Origin of the sequence: Ciceribacter sp. RN22, from assembly GCF_024054295.1 — a bacterium.
In the GTDB taxonomy this organism is placed as follows: domain Bacteria; phylum Pseudomonadota; class Alphaproteobacteria; order Rhizobiales; family Rhizobiaceae; genus Allorhizobium; species Allorhizobium lividum.
This window is the reverse complement of record NZ_JAMXLD010000001.1, coordinates 2,110,047-2,131,083: the sequence shown is the minus strand read 5'-3', so window position 1 is coordinate 2,131,083 and position 21,037 is coordinate 2,110,047. Positions and strand designations below refer to the sequence as shown.

Sequence of the window (21,037 nt, the reverse complement as noted above, 5' to 3'; positions counted from 1 at the left end):
CTTACGCATATAGTATCTTAGATTGCGCACAGTAGCGCATTCTTGTTATGCGTGTAGTTGCCGTGAATGGCCCGGGGGAGTGGTTGTTAGCAGAATGGACGCGGCATTTTCGCTTCTGGCCGTGAACTTCGTGATCGCCCAGATTTTCGTGCTCGTGTTTGGTGTCGTCGCGTTGAAGGGGCCGTCGCGTCGTTCCGGCCTCGGCTTTGCCGCTGCCTTTGCCATCGCTTCGCTGTCGGCCGTCTGCGAGGCCCTGATCCCCCTGACCGGTCATGTCCGCTTCTTCGCGATCGGCGCCTTCGTGTCGATGTTCGGGGGCTTTTGCCTGCTCGCCCGGAGCATCGCCCGGCACTACGGGCTTCGCGTTCCCAGCAGTGTCTTCTGGTTGCTCTTCGTATCGGGTGTTTTTACCGATTTCCTGATCTACGACCTGCCGCGCGGATCGGTCGTGCATTCGGTCGCCTACCAGACGCCGTTCTTCCTGGCCATGGCGCTTTCGGCCTTCGCTGTCTACGGTTCCGGGCGCCGATCGGCTGCAGATCTGACGCTATTCTCCATGCTGGCGCTGAGTGCCGCCTTCTTTCCGTTCAAGGCATATGTTGCGGTCAAGGTCGGTGCGGGCGAGACCGCAGACGACTATCTGCTCAGCAAGTTCGCGCTGGTGTCGCAGGGGTTCGGCGCCGTGCTGATCGTTGCCGCGGGGCTCGCAATGGTGGGCGTTTTCGTCAAGGAGGCGATCGAGGACGCGGTAGCGAAGGCCGACATCGATCCGCTTTCCGGCATCTTCAACCGGCGCGGCTTCGCAAGGCGCGTGGCGCCGCGGCTGGAGCGGGAGAACGAGATGGCGGCGGGCGCACTGATCCTTGCGGACATCGATCACTTCAAGCGGATCAACGACAACTTTGGCCATCACGTCGGAGACATCGTCATCCAGACCTTCGCCCGCGTGCTGCGCGAGGCTGCGCCGAGCGATGCCGAGGTGGCGCGCATCGGCGGCGAGGAATTCGCGATCTACATTCCGGCGGTCGACAGCGAGCTTGCGCGTGAATGCGCCCACAACATCCGTGGCGCCATGTCGTCGGTCGGCCTCGGGCAGTTCTGCGAGAACGAGACGATCACGGCGAGCTTCGGCGTCGCCTCGATTTTCGGCGGTGACACGCTGGAGCGGGCGATGCAGCGGGCGGACACCGCCCTTTATGCCGCCAAGGCGGCCGGCCGCGACCAGGTGCAACTGGCCGGCGGTCCGCAGGCGCTCGCCTCCTGACGCCGCATGAAGAAAGGCGCGGTCCGCAGGAGCCGCGCCTTGATTGTGATTCCCGGGGAATGGAACAGGTCGGCCCCGGACGGGCCCGTACCTCGTCAGCGGATGCGCTTGGCAGCCGGCTCCGGCACCAGTTCGCCCTCGAGGCGGCGATCGAGGTAGTCTTCGCATTCGGCCAGCAATGTTTCCACCTGGCCGGAGAAGAAATGGTTGGCGCCCGGAATGGTCTTGTGGGTGATCAGGATGCCCTTCTGCGTCTTGAGCTTGTCGACCAGACCCTGGACGTCCTTTTCCGGAGCCACCTTGTCGGCATCGCCATGGATGATGAGGCCGGAGGACGGGCAGGGCGCGAGGAAGGAGAAGTCGTAGGTGTTCGGCTGCGGCGCGATCGAGAGGAAGCCTTCGATCTCCGGACGGCGCATCAGTAGCTGCATGCCGATCCAGGCACCGAAATTGTAGCCGGCGACCCAGCAGCTCTTGGAATCTGGGTGCAGGCTCTGCACCCAGTCGAGAGCGGAGGCGGCGTCGGAAAGCTCGCCCGCGCCGTGGTCGAATTCGCCCTGGCTGCGGCCGATGCCGCGGAAGTTGAAGCGCAGCGTCGTGAAGCCGCGCTTCTGGAACATGTAGAAGAGCTGGTAGACGATCTGGTTGTTCATCGTGCCGCCGAACTGCGGATGCGGATGCAGGATGATCGCGATCGGCGCACTCTTCTCTTTGGACGGCTGGTAGCGGCCTTCGAGGCGGCCGGCAGGGCCGTTGAAAATCACTTCGGGCATGGATACTCCGGTCGTTCGTGTTTTTTCGGTTCCAGACTGTCCACAGGGCAGCGCGATGACTTGACGAATGCAGTCAGCTTTTCTAGAACAAAGTTTAGAACCGTTCGAAACTGGATGATGGGTCACCCATTGTTGGACGTGTCATAAGGCAAGCGCGGCGGAAATTTCAAGAAAAATGCGCCGAGCGGACTGGAATGGGTCAAAAGCGAAAATAGTCATGGCGAAACAACGCATCTACATGGACTGGAACGCGACGGCGCCTTTGCTCGGCGACGCGCGTGCGGCCATGCTCGATGCATTGGCCGAACCGGGCAACCCGTCATCGGTGCATGCCGAGGGGCGCACGGCCCGTGCCATGGTGGAGAAGGCTCGCCGGCAGGTCGCCGCACTTGTGGGCGCGGAGCCCTCGCACGTGACCTTCACCAGTTGTGCGACCGAAGCTGCGAACCATGTACTGACGCCCGAATTCCGCATGGGACGGGCGCCGCTCCACGCGTCCATGCTCTACGTCTCGGCGATCGAGCATCCGGCGCTGCGCGAGGGTGGACGTTTCGCCACCGATCGTGTCCGCGAGATTCCGGTGACTGCTTCCGGCGTCGTCGATGTCGGCGCTCTCGAACGTCTTCTGGAGGCTCATCCGAAGGAAGAGGGCTTGCCACTGGTCGCCGTCATGCTCGTCAACAACGAGACGGGCGTCATCGAGCCGGTCGCCGATGTCGCTCGTGTCGTGCATGGCCACGGTGGGTTGCTCGTGGTCGACGCGGTACAGGCTGCCGGCCGCATCGCGATCGACATGGGCATGCTCGGCGCCGATTTCCTCATCCTGTCGTCCCACAAGATCGGTGGCCCCAAGGGTGCCGGCGCACTCGTTTCGCGCGGCGAGACGCTGATGCCGGTGCCGCTCCTGAAGGGCGGCGGGCAGGAGAAGGGGCATCGCGCCGGAACGGAGAATGTCGCGGCGATCGTCGGTTTCGGCGCTGCTGCGCAATGGATGTCTGAGGGCCTTGCCGAACGGAATGCGGCAATCGGCGCCTTGCGGAGCCGCCTCGAAGGCGGCATGCGTGCGGCGGCCTCCGATGTCATCATCCATGGCGCGGACGAGGTGCGGGTCGCCAATACCTGCTTCTTCACGCTGCCGGGGATGAAGGCGGAGACGGGGCAGATCGCCTTCGACCTCGAAGGTCTCGCTTTGTCTGCGGGCGCGGCCTGCTCGTCGGGCAAGGTCGGGCAGAGCCACGTGCTGACGGCGATGGGACATGATGCCAAGACCGGTGGGCTGCGCATCTCGCTGGGTCCCTCCACGACGGCGGACGAGGTCGAGCGGGCGATCGAGATCTTTTCGCGGGTCGCATCGCGGCGCAAGATGGCCGGCGAGGCGGCCTGAAACGGGATAAACTTGCGGAAAGTCAATTTTCCGCTTGCGACGAGGGGTGAAATACACGCCTCTGGCAATTACATAAGGGGCGGTTTCCGCTTCTGCGTCATCAAGCTGTCGGACCTTGGACCCGGCAAGATTGGAGAACGAGCATGGCTGCCGTACAGGAAACGATCGATCAGGTTCGCCAGATCGATGTGGATCAGTACAAGTACGGTTTTGAGACGATGATCGAAGTCGACAAGGCTCCGAAAGGCCTGTCGGAGGACATCATCCGTTTCATTTCCGCAAAGAAGAACGAACCGGAATGGATGCTGGAATGGCGTCTCGACGCCTACCGCCGCTGGCTCACCATGGAGGAGCCGACCTGGGCGCGCGTCCACTATCCGAAGATCGACTTCAACGACATCTATTACTATGCCGCTCCGAAGACCGCGGAAGGCCCGAAATCCCTCGACGAGGTCGATCCGGAGCTGCTGAAGGTCTATGAGAAGCTCGGCATTCCGCTGAAGGAGCAGGAAATCCTGGCGGGCGTGGAAACGTCGAAGATCGCCGTCGACGCCGTGTTCGACAGCGTCTCCGTCGTCACCACCTTCAAGGACGAGCTGAAGAAGGCCGGCGTGATCTTCATGTCGATCTCGGAAGCGATCCGCGAATATCCCGAACTGGTACAGAAATACCTGGGCTCGGTGGTTCCGGTCAGCGACAACTATTATGCGACGCTCAATACCGCCGTGTTTACCGACGGATCATTCGTCTTCGTGCCGAAGGGCGTTCGCTGCCCGATGGAGCTTTCGACCTATTTCCGCATCAACGAGAAGAACACCGGCCAGTTCGAGCGCACGCTGATCATCGCCGAGGAGGGAGCCTACGTCTCCTATCTCGAAGGCTGCACCGCACCCCAGCGCGACGAGAACCAGCTGCATGCGGCGGTCGTCGAACTCGTCGCCCTCGATGATGCCGAAATCAAGTACTCGACGGTTCAGAACTGGTATCCGGGCGACAAGGACGGCAAGGGCGGTATCTACAACTTCGTCACCAAGCGGGGCGATTGCCGCGGCAAGAATTCCAAGATCTCCTGGACGCAGGTCGAAACCGGCTCGGCGATCACCTGGAAATATCCGTCCTGCATCCTGCGTGGCGACGGTTCGCGCGGCGAGTTCTACTCGATCGCGGTTTCGAACGGCTACCAGCAGGTCGACAGCGGCACCAAGATGCTGCACCTCGGCAAGAACACGTCGAGCCGCATCATCTCGAAGGGTATCTCCGCCGGCCGCTCGAACAATACGTATCGCGGCCAGGTGTCGATCCACCGCAAGGCCGAGAACGCCCGCAACTTCACCAACTGCGATTCGCTCCTGATCGGCGACAAGTGCGGCGCGCATACAGTACCGTATATCGAGGCCAAGAACACGACGGCGAAGGTCGAGCACGAGGCGACCACCTCGAAGATCTCCGAGGACCAGAAGTTCTACGCCATGCAGCGCGGCATTCCCGAAGAAGAGGCGATCGCCCTGATCGTCAACGGCTTCGTCCGCGACGTCATCCAGCAGTTGCCGATGGAATTCGCCGTCGAAGCCCAGAAGTTGATCAACATCTCGCTCGAGGGAAGCGTGGGGTGATGATGGCGGCGGGAGCACACGCACGGCCAAAGGCTGTCGTCATCCTCGGGCTTGTCCCGAGGACCTGCTACCGGCGAAGCTGAACGCGATGCGCGTAATTGATTGACCAGTAGGTCCTCGGGACAAGCCCGAGGATGAGGGAATTGCAAGACGCCGGACGGCGTACCGATGATCGACAGGCGGCTCTTGAACCGCCCTAAGAACAGGAACACAGACATGCTTGAAATCAGAAACCTGCACGCCCGGATCGCCGAAGACGGCACCGAAATCATCCGTGGCCTGAACCTCACCGTCAAGGCCGGCGAGGTCGCGGCGATCATGGGGCCGAACGGCTCCGGCAAGTCGACGCTCTCCTACATTCTGTCGGGGCGCGAGGACTACGAGGTCACCGAGGGCGACATTCTCTACAATGGCGAGAGCATCCTGGAACTCGACCCGGCCGAGCGTGCGGCGAAGGGCATCTTCCTCGCGTTCCAGTATCCGGTCGAAATTCCGGGCGTCGCCACCATGCAGTTCCTCAAGGTGGCGATGAACGAGCAGCGCAAGGCGCGCGGCGAGCCGGAACTGACGACGCCGGAATTCATGCGTCGCGTCAAGGAAGCCTCCGCCGAGCTAAAGATCTCTCCCGACATGCTGAAGCGGCCGCTCAATGTCGGCTTTTCCGGGGGCGAGAAGAAGCGCGCCGAGATCCTGCAGATGGCGCTCCTGGAGCCGAAGCTTTGCATCCTCGACGAGACGGACAGCGGCCTCGACATCGACGCGCTGAAGATCGTCGCCGACGGCGTGAACGCGCTGAAGTCGCCGGACCGTGCGACCATCGTCATCACCCACTACCAGCGGCTCCTCGACTACATCGTGCCGGACACCGTCCACGTCCTCTACAAAGGGCAGATCGTCAAGACCGGCGACAAGAACCTGGCGCTAGAGCTCGAAGCCGGCGGCTATGCCGACATCATCGGGCAAGCGGCCTGACCGGCCGGGAAGGAGTCCTGACGATGACCCTGCAAGCAGCCAACCGACTGACGGCGGCAGAAACGCAGCTGATTGAAAGCTATTCGGACCAGATCGGCGAGTTGCCGGGCGACGGCGGTGTTCTCGCGGCCCGCGACCGGCTTTTCGATGAACTGAAGCGCGGCGGCCTGCCGACCCGCCGGGTCGAGGCCTGGCACTATACGGACCTGAGGAACCTCCTGCGTGTCGTTCCGGAGTTCGTGCCGGCGACGGATGCCACCACGGCTTCGCGCGTCGTGGCTGGATCGAGCCTGTTTGCCGTCCTGCAGGGGGTGGCCCGGGAGGTCCGCGCGCCGGACGGTGTCGGCGTCCAGACCTTCCGCAGCACGCTGGCCGACGGCTCCGCCGCCGCGCGGCTCGTCGCCTATGATCGCGACGACACCATCGGACGCATCAACAGCAGTTTCGTGCGCGACGGCTTTGCCGTCTCGGTCGATGCCGACACGGTCGTCGAGGCGCCGATCGAACTGCAGTCCGTCCACGGCGCCGGTCAGCTCCATGTCCGCTATCCCGTCACCTTCGGCGCGAAGAGCCGGGTGACGGTGATCGAGCGGCACATCGGCTCCGGCACGGGACCGGCGCTCGTCTCTGCCGTCAGCGATCTCGTTCTCGGCGAGGGCGCCGAGGTGACCTGGATCATCCTGCAGGCGCAAGGCAAGGACGACACCCATCTCGGCCAGATCAAGGCCGAACTCGGGGAAGACGCGAAGTTCCGCCTCTTCGTCATCAATGTCGGCGGCAAGCTGGTGCGGCAGGAAGTCCATGTCCGCACCGCCGGCGAGGGCTCCGACTTCACCCTGCGTGGCATCAACCTGATCGGCGGCGAGAGCCATGTCGACGTCACGATGACGCTCGGCCACGACGTCGCGAACACCACCTCGACCGAAGTCGTGCGCAACGTCGTTTTCGATCGCGGTCGCGGTGTCTTCCAGGGGATGATCAAGGTGGCCCCGGATGCCCAGAAGACCGACGCCCGCATGGCCTGCAACACGCTGCTGCTCTCGGACGATGGCGAGTTCTCGGTCAAGCCCGAGCTGGAGATCTTTGCCGACGACGTGCAGTGCGCCCATGGCGCGACGGTCGCCGACATCGACCACAACCATCTCTACTACCTGATGTCGCGTGGCATTCCGGAGAAGCAGGCGCGGGCCCTGCTCGTGCGGGCTTTCGTCGCCGAGATCGTCGAGGAACTGGAAAGCGAGGCGCTGGTTGATGCCCTGGAAGGGGTGATCTCGGACTGGCTGGAACACCATGGCTGATCTCTCCTCGACAATCGCGGGCTATGACGTCGAGCGCGTCCGGCAGGATTTCCCGATCCTCTCGCGCGAGGTCTACGGCAAGCCGCTCGTCTATCTCGACAACGCCGCCTCGGCCCAGAAGCCGAGGCAGGTGATCGACGCAATCTCGCACACCTATGCGCACGAATACGCGAACGTGCATCGCGGCCTGCATTTCCTCTCGAATGCCGCGACCGAGGCCTATGAGGGCGCGCGCGAGAAGGTGCGCCGGTTTCTGAATGCCGGCTCGGTTGACGAGATTGTCTTCACCAAGTCCTCGACCGAGGCGATCAACACCGTCGCCTACGGCTACGGCATGACGCATATCGGCGAGGGCGACGAGATCGTGCTGTCGATCCTCGAACACCATTCGAATATCGTGCCCTGGCATTTCCTGCGTGAGCGCAAAGGCGCCAAACTCGTTTGGGTGCCGGTCGACGATGACGGTGCCTTCCACATCGAGGACTTTGAGAAGTGCCTGACCGAGCGGACCAAGCTCGTCGCGATCACCCATATGTCGAATGCGACCGGCACCGTCGTGCCGGTCAAGGAGGTCTGCCGCATCGCCCATGAGCGCGGCATTCCGGTGCTGGTCGACGGCAGTCAGGGCGCCGTCCACATGCCGGTCGATGTCCGCGACATCGACTGCGACTGGTACGCCGTCACCGGCCACAAGCTCTATGGCCCATCCGGGATCGGCGCACTTTACGGCAAGACGGAGCGGCTCAAGGAAATGCAGCCCTTCATGGGCGGCGGCGAGATGATCGTCGAGGTGACCGAAGACCGTGTGACCTACAACGACCCGCCGCATCGCTTCGAGGCGGGCACGCCACCGATCGTCCAGGCGATCGGCCTCGGCCATGCCCTCGATTACATCGACAGCCTCGGCCGCGAGGCGATCGCCGCCCACGAGGCGGAACTTGCCGCCTATGCCGAGGAACGGCTGCGGGCGATCAATTCGCTTCGCATCATCGGCAACGCGCCGGGCAAGGGCGCGATCTTCTCGTTCGAGCTTGCGGGTATCCATGCCCACGACGTCTCGATGCTGATCGATCGCCGCGGGGTCGCGGTCCGGGCGGGCACGCATTGCGCGCAGCCATTGCTTGCGCGCTTCGGCGTGACATCGACCTGCCGGGCGTCGTTCGGCCTCTACAATACCCGCGCCGAAGTCGATGCGCTGGCCGATGCGCTCGATTACGCGCGTACATTTTTTGCCTGAGGAGCCGCTCATGAGTGTGAACGAGAGCGAACAGAAGCCGGACTTCCGCGAGGATATCGTGCAGTCGAACATCCCGCAGGAGGAGCTCGCGCGTCTTTCGGACGACATCGTCGCGGCGCTCAAGACCGTCTACGATCCGGAAATCCCGGCCGACATCTTCGAGCTCGGGCTGATCTACAAGATCGACATCGACGACGACCGCATGGTCAAGATCGTCATGACGCTGACGGCGCCTGGCTGCCCCGTCGCCGGCGAGATGCCGAGCTGGGTGCAGAACGCCGTCAGTGCCGTCGAGGGCGTCTCCGGCGTCGAGGTCGAGATGACCTTCGATCCGCCATGGACGCCCGACCGGATGTCGGAAGAGGCCCAGGTGGCGGTCGGTTGGTATTGATCGTCGTCAAGACCAGAACTACATTTGTATGACCGAAGCGCCGGACCTTGAACCCGGCTGCGGCAGGAGACAGGAAATGGGCTTTCAAGTCATGACCATGACGGACGCTGCGGCTCAGCGTGTCCGTGCGATCGTCGACAGTTCCGGACCGGATGCACAGGGCGTTCGCGTCGGGATCAAGAAGGGCGGTTGCGCCGGCATGGAATACACGATCGAGCTCGTGACGGCGCCGAGCGCCAGGGACGATCTCATCGAGCGCGACGGTGCGAAGGTCTGGGTCGATCCGGCGGCAGTCCTCTATCTGCTCGGCACCGAGATGGATTTCGAGACGACGAAGCTGCGCTCCGGCTTCACCTTCAGCAATCCCAACCAGACCTCGGCCTGCGGCTGCGGCGAGTCGGTCGAACTGAAGGCGGCGGACCTCGCCGAGCTCGCACGCCAGAAGGACGCAGCAGTGACCGCCGGCTGAGCAGTCACCTGCTCTTCCACTCTGTTTCCGATAGCTGTTTCTTCAGCCGTCAGCGGCCGCCCGAAGGGCGCGCGGCTTTCGAATTCGCAGGCGTAGCGCCCGGAGGCTCTGCGCTTCCGTGTGAATTTTCTGCAAAAACTATTGCTCTACGTTCCGCAATTTGTATAGTTTGCGGCCATGGATACAATAGACCACAAAATCATCAGCCTTCTCGCCGAGGATTCACGGCGCTCGCTCAGCGATATCGGTGAGCATGTAAGCCTCTCTCCCTCAGCTGTCAACGAGCGCATGCGGCGGCTTCTGGCGTCGGGAGCCATCAAGCGCTTCACGGTGGATGCCGACCACGCCGCGTTGGGGATGGACATTCTCGCCTTCGTCTTCGTGTCACTGGATGCGCGGGCGAACGAGGAGGCGTTCCGTGCCTATATGACCGATCACAGGTCGATCGCGGAGTGTCACCACATCACCGGCGCCTGGTCCTATCTCATCAAGATCAGGGTCGGTGCGTTGACAGACATCGAGGACTTTCTCGCCGATCTCAAGGCGCGCGGTTTTCTCGCCCGCAGCGAGACCGTGATTGCACTCTCCACCATAACCGAAACCCCGTTCACGCCTCCGGAGATCTGAGATGGCAGTCGCGCTCGTCGCTAAGGGCATCGTCCTCGGTCTGGCGATTGCGGCCCCCCTTGGCCCGATCGGCGCGCTCTGTATCAACCGGACACTCGAGCGGGGCTTCTGGGCCGGTGTCGCCGGCGGACTGGGAACGGCGCTGGCCGACGGGACTTACGCGCTGATGGCGGCAGCGGGTTTCGCCGCCTTTGCCTTCATCCTCGATGCCGTCTCGTTGCCGCTCCAACTCGTCGGCGGGGCGTTCATGTTGTGGCTCGGCTGGACGAGCTTTCGGCCACGTCCGCCGGTCACCGCCGCAACGGTCGGCGCGCGGGACTTGCTTGCGACCACCGTATCGACCTTCTTCCTCACCATCACGAACCCGGCGACCATCCTCTCCTTCGCGGCCATTTTCGCAGGGCTCGGGCTCGCTGGCGCAGGCGATCGCTGGAGCGCGGCGCTGCTGGTTCTCGGAGTGTTCGCCGGCTCGATGCTCTGGTGGTTCTTTCTCTCCGGCCTCGTCGCGATGCTGCACCATCGCCTGCCGCCGTCCTTCTCCGTCTGGGTCTCGCGCATCTCCGGCGTCGTCCTGCTCGGCTTCGGCGCGATTGCGATCGGCATGGGCGTGATGGGGTTGATCGGCTGACGCCCATTTTTGGGCAAATTCGCCCGAAATCGCCTATTCGACGATGACAGCCTTGCCGCCCCCGTGTCATTGCTGACCGGTGGGCAGAAAAGGGGGTGCCTGCAGGATCGTCATTTCCCCCGGGATCCGTTATTTCCATGCGAAAGATTTTCTGCTCCGCAGCCATCGCTGCGCAACTCACCATGGCATTCACCTCCGTCGCCCCCCATCAGACGCTCGCTGCGACCGCCCATGTCCACAAGCTGCGCTCGGCCCATTTCATCGTGACCGCGCTCGAAAAGAAGGGGATCAAGGTCATCGACCTTCGGCGCAGGGCGCAGGTCTACTTCCTCCACGTCTCCGACAACGCCGGTACCGAGGCGATCGTCGCCATCGACGGCTACAGCGCCGAGATCATAGGCCTGATGGTTCTGGCGCTCGGGCCGGGTGTGGTCGCTACCTCGGTCGGCTCCAGGGGCAATCACTTCGTCGATCTCAGCTACAGCTTCGGCTACGAGGTCGAATACAGCGTCTACGAGAGCTATACCGTTGTCACGACGGAAGAGATATCGATCACCGAGGAATACACCGAGGTCACCTACGAGGAGAGCGAGGAAGTGACCTACGAGGAGGTCGAGGAGACGGTCGAAGCCGACCTCGACAGCGGCACCGCCGAGGACGCGGCCGGCGACGAACTGGCCGACGGCAACAATGACGAAGTCGACGCGGCGGCCTATGACGATGTCTCGGACGACGGCGCCGACGAGGTTATCGATGATGGTGGCGATGTCGCGGACGAGGCCGTCGACGACGGCACGGACGACGCCGGCGATGCCGGAATGGATGACGCCGGTGACGATGGAATGGATGGTGCCGGCGCCGACGATGGTGGTAGCGAAGTCATCGAAGACGGCGGCGATGAAGGCTGAACGGCTGCGGGGAGGGAGAAGTCCTTCCCCGTTCTTGTTTGGGACACTGCACTTTGGCCAATTCGGGCGTCATCTTGACGTCTGATTGTTGTTGCTTCAACCTACTCGAACAGCGAGTAGGGGGATTTTATGAACACAATCGACGAAAATCTCCGCTTTATAGCGGAGCGCGTAAAATCACACTCAAGTACAATGGCGACAGAAGAGGCGGTAAAGACGGCGATCGTCTTGCCATTCCTTCGAGCCCTCGGCTATGACATCTTCGATCCAACGGAAGTTGTCCCCGAGTTCACTGCCGACGTCGTGGGAAAGAAAGGAGAAAAGGTCGATTATGCAATTAAGATCGACGGAGAAATTCGCATACTGATCGAGTGCAAGCCGATTTCCATTTCTTTGGAGAGCAAGCACCTTGATCAACTATACAGATATTTCAGCGTTACGAACGCCAAATTCGCAATCCTTACCAATGGCCGGACATTCAATTTCTACACGGACTTAGAGGCGCCGAACAAGCTGGACACCAGACCCTTTCTTGTCTTCGATGTGACGGATTTCAATACCGGCACCATTTCGGAGCTTCGCAAATTCGAGAAGGCTGCCTTCGACGTTTCCGCGATACTGGCGACCGCCGAGCGACTGAAATACACGTCCGGCGCGAAACAAGTCATTTCCAAATTGATCGAAGAGCCGACCGAAGAATTCGTGAGGATGGTTTGTACAGGGCTCTACGAGGGGCGTCTGACAGCGCAGGCCCGAGAGATGTTGACAGGCGTTGTCAGAACGGCGTTTCGGGAAGTTCTCATGGACAACGTCAAAAGTCGTCTGTCGAGCGCATTGGCTGACACCGAGGAGGTTATTGAGAAGATCGACGCTCCTTCGCAGGATGAGCCGGAGATCGTCACCACCGATGAAGAACGTGAAGGTTTCATGATTGTACGGGCGATCGTCCGTGACACGATAAGTGCAACCCGTGTCGTAATGCGCGATCAAAAGACGTACTGCGGAATTCTCATCGATAACAATAATCGCAAGCCACTTGCGCGGCTCTGGTTTAACCGTTCAGTCAAGTACATCGGCCTGTTCGACGGGGAAAACGAAGAACGTGTCATTATTAATACGCTGGATCAGATCTACGATCATGCGGAGCGGCTCCGCGCTACCGCGAAGAGGTATGTTGACTAAGCCCATTGGCTCCGGCGCTTGCCCTCAGTCCCGCTTTATCGAAGCGAGCACGTCCCACATGTCGGCGCCGGTTTCCCAGACGGCGGCGTTGGCCTTGAAGCCGATTTCGGCCTGGATGGCGTCGAGCATCTCCTGCCCGAGGTCAACATCCGAGGTGTCGGGGAGATGCGTGGCGCCGGACGTGTGGACGGTGGTCGTGACGCCGCCGGAGGCATCGGCGGCGAAGGAAGTGACCTGACGCCGGTATCCGGGCGTCATGGCATTGGCGACGTTCTGCGCCGAGGTGGTGAGGCTGCGCGTGTTCGCCTGCATGCCCGAAACGGCGATATTCAAGATCGCGGAAATGCCCATAGTCCTGCCCCGAGGTCTGATGCGAGTGGCGTCACCCTAATGCACCTGGCTTTGCAAAGCGTGAACGAGCAGCCTTTAGGCTTTCGACCGGGCGCGCCGAGTTTGTACCAGAACGGCACATTGGCATGTTCGCGGCGCCTTGTTGAAAATATGTAATTACAAATCTAATTATTTAGCTTTGTAACTAATTGTATGACAAGCATGCACGGCATCGATGGTCACTTTGCGACCCTAGCCCGAATGCAGAAAGCCCGCCGGGTGGGGCGGGCTTTCGCATTTCGGCTGAAATAAGCCGGTTACTCGGCAGCTTCCGCGTATTCGCTCATCGGCGGGCAGGTGCAGACGAGGTTGCGGTCGCCGTAGACGTTGTCGACGCGGTTGACCGGCGACCAGTACTTGTCGACCCGGAAGGCGCCGGGCGGGAAGCAGGCCTGTTCGCGGCTGTAGGGCCGATTCCACTCGCCGACGAGGTCCTCCACGGTGTGGGGGGCGTTCTTCAGCGGGTTGTCGTTGCGGTCCATGCGGCCTTCCTCGACGGCACGGGCTTCCTCGCGGATTGCCAGCATCGCGTCGCAGAAGCGGTCGATTTCCGCCTTCGTCTCGCTTTCGGTCGGCTCGATCATCAGCGTACCGGCGACCGGCCAGCTCATGGTCGGGGCGTGGAAGCCGCAGTCGATCAGACGCTTGGCGATGTCGTCGACAGTGGTGCCGGAGGTGTCTGCGAGCGAGCGCGTGTCGATGATGCACTCGTGCGCAACACGGCCGCGCTCGGACTTGTAGAGCACCTCATAGGCGCCCTTCAGCCGTGCGGCGATGTAGTTGGCGTTGAGGATCGCGACCTTGGTCGCCTGCGTCAGCCCTTCGCCGCCCATCATCAGGCAGTAGCTCCAGGAGATCGGCAGGATCGAGGGCGAACCGTAGGGCGCCGCCGAAACCGCACCCGACCGGCCGTCGGTTGCCACATGGCCGGGCAGGTAGGGAGCCAGATGCGCCTTGACGCCGATCGGTCCCATGCCCGGGCCGCCGCCGCCATGCGGAATGCAGAAGGTCTTGTGCAGGTTCAGGTGGCTGACGTCGGAGCCGATGTCGCCGGGGCGGGCAAGGCCGACCATGGCGTTCATGTTGGCGCCGTCGAGATAGACCTGACCGCCGTGCTCGTGGGTGATCCGGCAGATTTCCCGCACCGTCTCCTCGAACACGCCGTGGGTCGAGGGGTAGGTGACCATGCAGCACGACAGCGTGTCGGCATACTGCTCGGCCTTGGCGCGGAAGTCGTCGAGATCGACGTCGCCGTTCTCCTTCGCCTTCACCGGCACTACCTCCATGCCGGCCATGTGCGCGGAGGCGGGATTGGTGCCGTGCGCAGAGGTCGGGATGAGGCAGACGGTACGGTGGGCGTCACCGCGGGCTAGGTGATAGTTGCGGATCGTCAGAAGACCGGCATATTCGCCCTGCGCGCCGGAGTTCGGCTGCATGGAGAAGGCGTCGTAGCCGGTGACGGCGCAGAGCTTTTCGGAAAGATCGTCGATCATCTCCTTGTAGCCGAGGGCCTGGTCGGCCGGCACGAAGGGATGGATGTCGGAAAATTCCGGCCAGGTGATCGGCAGCATTTCCGCCGTGGCGTTCAGCTTCATCGTGCAGGAGCCGAGCGGAATCATTGCCCGGTCGAGCGCGAGGTCGCGGTCGGAGAGCCGGCGGATGTAGCGGGTCATCTCGCTTTCCGCGCGGTTCATGTGGAAGATCGGATGCGTCATGTACTCGCTCTTGCGGAGCAGGTCATTCGGCAGCCGGTAGCCGGGCTCGAAATCGGCGAGCATGAAATTGCCGCCGAAGGCGCGCCAGACCGCTTCCAGCGTCGCCGGGCGCGTGCGCTCGTCGAGGCTGATCCCGATCTTCGTCTCACCGACCTTGCGCAGGTTGACGCCCTCCGCGCGGGCGGCGCGCAGCACGAGCCCCTGCATGTGGCCGACATCGACGGTGATCGTGTCGAAGAAGGTCTCCGGCTCGACCTTGTAGCCGAGCTTTTCCAGCCCCTTCGCCATCAGGACCGCCTTCTGATGGACGGCCTGCGCGATCGCCTTGATGCCCTTCGGACCGTGGAAGACGCCGTACATCGAGGCCATGACGGCAAGCAGCACCTGGGCGGTGCAGATGTTCGACGTCGCCTTCTCGCGGCGGATATGCTGTTCGCGGGTCTGCAGCGACAGGCGGTAGGCGCGGTTGCCGCGGGCATCGACCGAGACGCCGACCAAGCGGCCGGGCATCGAGCGCTTGTAGGCATCCTTCACCGCCATGTAGGCCGCGTGCGGGCCGCCATAGCCGACCGGAACGCCGAAGCGCTGGGTGGAGCCGATGGCGATGTCGGCACCCATTTCGCCCGGGGCCTTCAGGAGCGCCAGCGCCAGCGGATCGGCGGCGACGGCGGCGATCGCGCCGGCATCATGGAGCTTCGTAATCAGGCCGGTGAAGTCATGCACATGGCCGTAGGTGCCGGGATACTGGAAGAGTGCCCCGAAGACCTTCGCCGGATCGAGATCGGTGAACGGATTGCCGACCACGACCTCCCAGCCGAGGGGGGCTGCGCGGGTCTCGATCACCGCGATGGTCTGCGGGTGGCAGTTCTCGTCGACGAAGAAGGCCTTCGCCTTCGACTTGGCGACGCGTTCGGCCATGGCCATGGCCTCGGCGCCCGCGGTCGCCTCGTCGAGCAGCGAGGCGTTTGCGACGTCGAGACCGGTCAGGTCGCAGATCATCGTCTGGTAGTTGAGGAGCGCTTCCAGGCGGCCTTGCGAGATTTCCGGCTGGTAGGGCGTGTAGGCGGTGTACCAGGCCGGGTTTTCCAGGATGTTGCGCTGGATGACCGGCGGGGTGATCGTTCCGTAGTAGCCCTGGCCGATCAGCGAGACGAGAACCTCGTTCTTGTTGGCCGTATCGCGCAGCTTGTCGAGTGCTTCGCGCTCGGTCATCGGCGCCCCCCATGTGAGGGGCACCTGCTGGCGGATGGAGCCCGGCACGGTGTCGTCGATCAGCGCGTCGAGGCTCGGATAACCGATCAGCGCCAGCATCTCCTCCATCTCCGCCGGCGAAGGGCCGATATGGCGGCGATTGGCGAAGTCGTAGGGCTGGTAATCGGTGAACTGGAATTCGGTCGGCGTGGTCATGCGATCAGCTCTTTGTAGGCCGCTTCATCGAGCAGCTTCTCGACATCGGCGGGATTGGCGAGCTTCAGCTTGAAGAACCAGCCGGCACCCTGCGGATCGGAATTGACGAGCGAAGGATCGTCGACGATCGCCTGGTTGACCTCGGTCACCTCGCCGTCGAGCGGGCAGTAGACCTCCGAGGCGGCCTTGACCGATTCCACGGTCGCGGCGTCGCCGCCCTTCTTGAAGCTTGCGCCGACGTCCGGAAGTTCGACGAAGACCAGATCGCCGAGCTGTTCGGCGGCGTGGGTGGTGATGCCGACGATCGCGACGTCGCCCTCGATCTTCAGCCACTCATGTTCTTCGGTGAATTTCAGCATGTGATGTTCCTCTCTTGATGTGTTGGGAGCGACCCGTCCTCACGCCGGCAGCAGCCGTATGAGGGGCGGTCGTGGTCATGGGTTCAGCGCTTGTAGGTCTGCGCGACGAAGGGGAGCGCGGCGACGGTCATCGGCAGGTACTTGCCGCGGACCTCCGCATAGACGGTCGTGCCGACCGCCGCATGGGAGGAGGGCAGGTAGCCCATGGCGACCGGACCGCCGGCCGAAGGGCCGAAGGTGCCGGAGGTGACTTCGCCGATCTCGGTCGTGCCGTTCTCGTCGCTGTAGATCTTCGCATGCGAGCGGACCGGCGCCTTGCCGTCGGGCTTCAGGCCGACGCGGCGACGGGCGGGGCCGTTCTCGAGTTCGGAAAGGATACGGTCTGCACCGGGAAAGCCGCCTTCGCGGGCGCCGCCCTTGCGGCGAGCCTTCTGGATCGCCCACTCGATTGCGCCCTCGACCGGTGAGGTCGTGGTGTCGATGTCGTTGCCGTAGAGGCAGAGCCCGGCTTCGAGGCGCAGCGAATCGCGGGCGCCGAGGCCGATCGGCTCGCAGTCGGGATGCGCGAGCAGCGCATTGGCGAGGTTCGTCGCCCTGTCGGCTGGCACCGAGATCTCGAAGCCGTCCTCGCCGGAATAGCCGGAGCGGGAGACGATGCAGGCAATCCCGGCGATCGTCGCGTCACGGACGTCCATGAATTTCATCGAAGCGATGTCGGGAGAGAGCGAGGCGAGCACGGCCTCGGCCTTCGGTCCCTGAAGGGCCAGCAGGGCGCGATCGAGGAGCTCGACCTTGCAGGTGTCGCCGAGGTTTGCCTTCATGTGCGCAACATCGGCATCCTTGCAGGCCGCGTTGACGACCACCAGCAGGTGATCACCGCGATTGGTGATCATCAGGTCGTCGAGAATGCCGCCGTTGGTATCGGTGAAGAAGCCGTAGCGCTGGCGACCTGCCTTCAGACCGAGAATGTCGACCGGGACGAGCTTTTCGAGGGCGAGGGCTGCGTCCTCGACGCTGCCGCTCTTTGCACGCAGGATCACCTGACCCATGTGCGAGACGTCGAAGAGGCCGGCCTTTTCGCGCGTGTGGAGGTGCTCCTTGAGCACGCCGGCCGGATACTGCACCGGCATGTCGTAGCCGGCGAACGGTACCATCTTGGCGCCGAGCGACAGGTGAAGGTCATAAAGAGGGGTGCGTTTCAGTTCGGCGGTATCCAAAGGGCGCCTCCGGTTTTCGCGCTCGATGCGCTGGCTCAGGTCATGGCGCGCAAATGCCCGCCGGTTACGTGAGCCCCCTCTGTCCGTTTGCCTGAGATTGTTATCCCTTCGGCGCGCGTCCCGTCAGACGGAACGCTTCTCTCCAGAGTCCAATGGCACCTTGTGGTCCTTTCGCCTGAGAGTTTCCGGGGCGGTTGCTCCTTCGGCACCGGATCGAACCGGCTTCTCCCAACAAGATGGCTTGGCATTATCTGGCAAGGCGGGCGGTTGGCAAGAGGCTTGCGTCGTTGTGAAGCAAATAATTGTCGCTGTCGTTTTCGTCCGCCGTCAACAGTCGAGTTGTCCGCGGCGATTTGTTCTTGATCAAAGACAGCTGCGACGTGACGCCCGAATGTGGCGACGGCTGCAGAGGGTCGTTGATTCCGGCGCGAAAGACGCTAAGGATGAAGCTGCCCGGAGGTTATGGAATGACGAAGGTGAAGTGGATCGGTGGCGGTTTCGTGCGCATGCTGTGCGCGCTCGCCGTGCTGTCGCTCGCCTTCGCGCACAAGCCGCCGCAGGTCATGGCGGCGGTGCTCGAAACCGCTTCCTACGTCCTTCCCGACGGCAGCTACGCCGACCTCTGCATCGGCGACGTTGCGGTCAAGCACCCGGCAGCGAGCGGCTTCTGCGAAGCCTGCATCCTTGCTGCGGCGAGCCTCCTGCCGGCGCCGCCGGACGAGGGATGGCTGCTCTCCACCTTCGCGAGCCTCGACAACGAACCGGTCGTCGCCGACGCCGGTCCTGAACCCGAATCGGTCGAGCGCCCGCGCTCTCGCGCACCGCCGGCCTTCGCCTGATCTTTCGAGAATTTTCGTCAGAAACAAAGCCGCCACGCGGCGTGTTCCGGTCGCCTCCCATTCTGTTTCAGAGGACCGGTCAGGAGAACAATAATGAAAGTCACCATTTCCCGCCTCACCCTTGCTGTCGTCAGCGTCGCAGCCGGTGCCGTCTTCGCCCATCCGAGCCTTGCCTGCAGCATGCATGACGGTGCCGCGGCGGCGACGCCGGCCGACATGCATGCCGGTCACAATATGAGCGCTCCGGTGGTCAAGGTCGCCGATACCGGCGGTCACCAGATGCATGCCGCGATGGCCGGGTCCGGCATGGGCGTCGTCGATCCGGGCGGAATGGAATCCGTCAAGCTCGGCGACCTCGAACTGACCGGCGGCTTCACCAAGGCCATGCTTCCCGGCCAGCCGGTCGGCGGCGGTTTCGTCGTCATCAAGAACAGCGGTTCTGCCGACGACGTGCTGGTCGCCGCCGAATCGGCCGTGGCCGATCACGTCGAGCTTCACGAGATGGTCATGGAGAACGACGTCATGAAGATGCGGCCTCTCAAGGACGGCATTCCGGTTCCGGCCGGCGAGACGGTCGAACTGAAGCCGGGTGGCCTGCACCTGATGTTCATGGGCGTCAAGGAACCCTTCGTCGAAGGCGGTACCGTCAAGGTGAAGCTGACCTTCAAGAATGCCGGTTCGGTCGATCTCGTCCTGCCCGTCGGCCCGGCCGCGCCGATGAAGATGTAAGCAGGCGCCGGAGCTCAACCATAAAGGAGCGCCGCGGACGACGTGTCCGCGGCGCATTTCAAGTCGGTGCTGAAGGTGCCCTCAGGTCGTCGAGCTGAGATAGGCGTCGATCGCTTCCCTGAGCGTGGCCTGCTCATGCCTCGTCTGTCCGGCCGTCAGGAAATGGAGCGACAGCGCCGGCGGCTGCACGACGGTAAGGATCGCGCGCAGTCTGAAGTCGTCGCCCTTGGCGGCGCGTTCCGCAAAAACCTGCAACTGCTCTTCGACCAGCGTGCCGCGAGGAACACGCTGGGGCGGTTTGGTTGCTTCCATTGCATAGGCGGCCGTGGTGGCCGAAACTGTAACTACCTGGGGCATGGCTATCACCGGTATCTCTATCCCTGCAGGATACGGCATGCCTCTCTACGTAGCGCTAAGTTTGGTCGAGGCATTTTAGTCAAATTCGATGGACTGCAGGACGGTACTCGGAGGCTGCGTCGAAAGGCGCCGACGGAACCACCCGAAATGGCAGCGGGGCAGGCTTGCAATCGCTCGCCGATCTGTCATTTTGCTTGCAAATTCAGTCGTTCGAATGGCCGCGCCGTCGATCGACGATCGGTAGGGACGCGGTGACTCGGGCAGTTGCCGACAAAGGGATGGAGGGGAAAATGAACATTCTCATTGGCTTTGTCAGCATCGAAGGGCAGACGCGCAAGATTGCCGAGAAGATCGCCGAGCACGTCGAGAAGGCGGGTCATCGCGCCGTTTTCTTCAACGTCACCTCCATGGCCGAATATGCGCTGGAGCGACCGGAGGCGGTGATCCTCTGCGCGCCGATCCACGCCGGGCGCTATCCCGCACCCTTCGTGGATTTCGTCCGCCGCGAGAGGGACTTTCTGAAATCGGTGCCGAGCGCATTCGTGTCGGTGTCGCTGTTCATCCGCAGCGAGTTCGAGGAAGAGCGCGAGGAAGCGCGCCATTTCCCCGACACGCTGATGGCCGAGACCGGCTGGACGCCCGGCCGGGTACTCAATGCCGCAGGTGCGCTGCGCTACACCGAATACGACTTCTTCAAGCGCTGGATGGCGAAGCGCCTTGCTGCGCGCGAAGGCGCCCCGACCGACGCCAGCCAGAACTTCGAATTCACGGACTGGGCCGAGCTCGAGCGCTTCGTTTCCGACTTCCTCGCCGGCGCGAAAGCCTGATGCTGCCGGTGATGCGACCTGCCCGCCGGGCCTTTCGGAACACCTGAACAAGAAGAAGAGGACCAGAGGTGAACCAGATCCTCCTCGTAGCCGCCGGCGGCGCGGTCGGCTCGGTCTGCCGCTACCTCGTCGGCGCCGGTCTGCTTCGGCTGGCCGGCCCGGCCTTTCCCTGGGGTACGCTCTCGGTCAATCTCGTTGGCTCGTTCGGCATCGGGATCCTGGCGGAGCTGATTGTCGCCCGTTTCGGCGCCTCGCCGGAGATGCGACTTCTGCTGATCACCGGCTTCCTCGGTGGGTTCACGACCTTCTCCGCCTTTGCGCTCGACGCCGTCTCGCTCTTCGAGCGTGGCGAAGCGCTTTCGAGCCTCGTCTATGTCGGCGCGAGCGTCGGCCTCTCGCTCGTTGCGACCGTTGCGGGCATTGGCCTCATGCGTTCGCTGCTCTGAGAGAG

Annotated in this window: 21 protein-coding genes, 1 pseudogene and 1 riboswitch; of the genes and pseudogenes, 16 read left to right on the top strand and 6 right to left on the bottom strand. The window is 62.9% G+C overall.

Annotation, left to right across the window (positions count from 1 at the left end; all coding sequences use genetic code 11):
* Positions 1–94 precede the first annotated feature (94 nt).
* Complete coding sequence (locus NHF53_RS10455) at positions 95–1,264, top strand: diguanylate cyclase (RefSeq protein ID WP_252834125.1); 1,170 nt, start codon at positions 95–97, stop codon at positions 1,262–1,264.
* Between the two features lie 95 nt (positions 1,265–1,359).
* Here NHF53_RS10455 and NHF53_RS10450 read toward each other — a convergent pair whose 3' ends face one another.
* Complete coding sequence (locus NHF53_RS10450) at positions 1,360–2,037, bottom strand: alpha/beta hydrolase (RefSeq protein WP_112684965.1); 678 nt, start codon at positions 2,035–2,037, stop codon at positions 1,360–1,362.
* A 217-nt stretch (positions 2,038–2,254) separates the two neighbouring features.
* On the opposite strand from NHF53_RS10450, the gene NHF53_RS10445 reads away from it, so the two are divergent.
* The 11 genes from NHF53_RS10445 to NHF53_RS10395 all read left to right on the top strand — a co-directional run bounded on the left by NHF53_RS10445 (position 2,255) and on the right by NHF53_RS10395 (position 12,746).
* Entirely contained in the window at positions 2,255–3,421 is a 1,167-nt protein-coding gene (locus NHF53_RS10445) for a cysteine desulfurase family protein (protein ID WP_252834124.1), read from the top strand.
* 143 nt (positions 3,422–3,564) lie between these two features.
* The gene (sufB, locus tag NHF53_RS10440) at positions 3,565–5,034 is read left to right on the top strand and encodes a Fe-S cluster assembly protein SufB (protein WP_252834123.1); all 1,470 of its coding nucleotides are present in this window, start codon (positions 3,565–3,567) and stop codon (positions 5,032–5,034) included.
* Positions 5,035–5,250: 216 nt separating this feature from the next.
* Positions 5,251–6,006: a Fe-S cluster assembly ATPase SufC gene (gene sufC, locus NHF53_RS10435; RefSeq protein WP_252834122.1), complete on the top strand. Its 756-nt coding sequence runs from the start codon at positions 5,251–5,253 to the stop codon at positions 6,004–6,006.
* A gap of 23 nt (positions 6,007–6,029) precedes the next feature.
* Positions 6,030–7,304 carry a Fe-S cluster assembly protein SufD gene (sufD, locus tag NHF53_RS10430; protein WP_252834121.1) on the top strand — a complete coding sequence of 425 codons (1,275 nt, stop codon included), beginning with the start codon at positions 6,030–6,032 and terminating at the stop codon, positions 7,302–7,304.
* A complete protein-coding gene (locus NHF53_RS10425) occupies positions 7,297–8,541 on the top strand; it encodes a cysteine desulfurase (RefSeq protein WP_252834120.1) in 1,245 nt (414 codons plus the stop codon). Before sufD ends, NHF53_RS10425 begins: the two co-directional genes overlap by 8 nt.
* A 10-nt stretch (positions 8,542–8,551) precedes the next feature.
* Entirely contained in the window at positions 8,552–8,932 is a 381-nt protein-coding gene (locus tag NHF53_RS10420) for an SUF system Fe-S cluster assembly protein (protein ID WP_112684953.1), read from the top strand.
* 76 nt (positions 8,933–9,008) lie between these two features.
* Complete coding sequence (gene sufA, locus NHF53_RS10415) at positions 9,009–9,401, top strand: Fe-S cluster assembly scaffold SufA (protein ID WP_114361643.1); 393 nt, start codon at positions 9,009–9,011, stop codon at positions 9,399–9,401.
* A gap of 177 nt (positions 9,402–9,578) precedes the next feature.
* Positions 9,579–10,028: an Lrp/AsnC family transcriptional regulator gene (locus tag NHF53_RS10410; protein ID WP_114361644.1), complete on the top strand. Its 450-nt coding sequence runs from the start codon at positions 9,579–9,581 to the stop codon at positions 10,026–10,028.
* A 1-nt stretch (position 10,029) separates the two neighbouring features.
* A complete protein-coding gene (locus tag NHF53_RS10405; protein WP_252834119.1) occupies positions 10,030–10,656 on the top strand; it encodes a LysE family translocator in 627 nt (208 codons plus the stop codon).
* Between the two features lie 137 nt (positions 10,657–10,793).
* Positions 10,794–11,564, top strand: coding sequence for a hypothetical protein (locus NHF53_RS10400; RefSeq protein WP_252834118.1), 771 nt, complete (start codon positions 10,794–10,796; stop codon positions 11,562–11,564).
* Between the two features lie 129 nt (positions 11,565–11,693).
* A complete protein-coding gene (locus NHF53_RS10395) occupies positions 11,694–12,746 on the top strand; it encodes a type I restriction endonuclease (RefSeq protein WP_252834117.1) in 1,053 nt (350 codons plus the stop codon).
* 24 nt (positions 12,747–12,770) lie between these two features.
* Here the strand turns inward: NHF53_RS10395 and NHF53_RS10390 are convergent, their stop codons facing one another.
* From NHF53_RS10390 to gcvT, 4 genes are all read right to left on the bottom strand, one after another.
* Positions 12,771–13,097 carry a flagellar basal body protein gene (locus NHF53_RS10390; RefSeq protein WP_252834116.1) on the bottom strand — a complete coding sequence of 109 codons (327 nt, stop codon included), beginning with the start codon at positions 13,095–13,097 and terminating at the stop codon, positions 12,771–12,773.
* A gap of 296 nt (positions 13,098–13,393) precedes the next feature.
* Positions 13,394–16,258 (bottom strand): aminomethyl-transferring glycine dehydrogenase, encoded by a 2,865-nt coding sequence (gcvP, locus tag NHF53_RS10385; RefSeq protein WP_252834115.1) that lies wholly within the window; start codon positions 16,256–16,258, stop codon positions 13,394–13,396.
* Positions 16,255–16,617: a glycine cleavage system protein GcvH gene (gcvH, locus tag NHF53_RS10380; RefSeq protein ID WP_114361649.1), complete on the bottom strand. Its 363-nt coding sequence runs from the start codon at positions 16,615–16,617 to the stop codon at positions 16,255–16,257. The genes gcvP and gcvH overlap by 4 nt, the downstream gene beginning before the upstream one ends.
* Positions 16,618–16,700: 83 nt before the next feature.
* On the bottom strand, positions 16,701–17,771 hold the full coding sequence (gene gcvT / locus NHF53_RS10375; protein WP_252834958.1) for a glycine cleavage system aminomethyltransferase GcvT: 1,071 nt from the start codon (positions 17,769–17,771) through the stop codon (positions 16,701–16,703).
* A 216-nt stretch (positions 17,772–17,987) separates the two neighbouring features.
* Positions 17,988–18,076, bottom strand: a riboswitch (glycine riboswitch).
* Between the two features lie 225 nt (positions 18,077–18,301).
* Between gcvT and NHF53_RS10370 the strand changes: the two genes are divergently transcribed.
* Both NHF53_RS10370 and NHF53_RS10365 read left to right on the top strand, forming a co-directional pair.
* Positions 18,302–18,673, top strand: a complete 372-nt coding sequence (locus NHF53_RS10370; protein ID WP_170141784.1) for a hypothetical protein — start codon at positions 18,302–18,304, stop codon at positions 18,671–18,673.
* 339 nt (positions 18,674–19,012) lie between these two features.
* Positions 19,013–19,402: pseudogene (locus NHF53_RS10365) on the top strand (copper chaperone PCu(A)C); the annotation flags it as partial.
* Positions 19,403–19,483: 81 nt separating this feature from the next.
* Here the strand turns inward: NHF53_RS10365 and NHF53_RS10360 are convergent.
* The gene (locus NHF53_RS10360) at positions 19,484–19,759 is read right to left on the bottom strand and encodes a hypothetical protein (protein ID WP_114361654.1); all 276 of its coding nucleotides are present in this window, start codon (positions 19,757–19,759) and stop codon (positions 19,484–19,486) included.
* A 164-nt stretch (positions 19,760–19,923) separates the two neighbouring features.
* On the opposite strand from NHF53_RS10360, the gene NHF53_RS10355 reads away from it, so the two are divergent.
* Positions 19,924–20,586, top strand: coding sequence for a flavodoxin domain-containing protein (locus NHF53_RS10355; protein WP_252834114.1), 663 nt, complete (start codon positions 19,924–19,926; stop codon positions 20,584–20,586).
* Between the two features lie 68 nt (positions 20,587–20,654).
* Positions 20,655–21,032 (top strand): fluoride efflux transporter CrcB, encoded by a 378-nt coding sequence (gene crcB / locus NHF53_RS10350; protein ID WP_252834113.1) that lies wholly within the window; start codon positions 20,655–20,657, stop codon positions 21,030–21,032.
* Positions 21,033–21,037 lie beyond the last annotated feature (5 nt).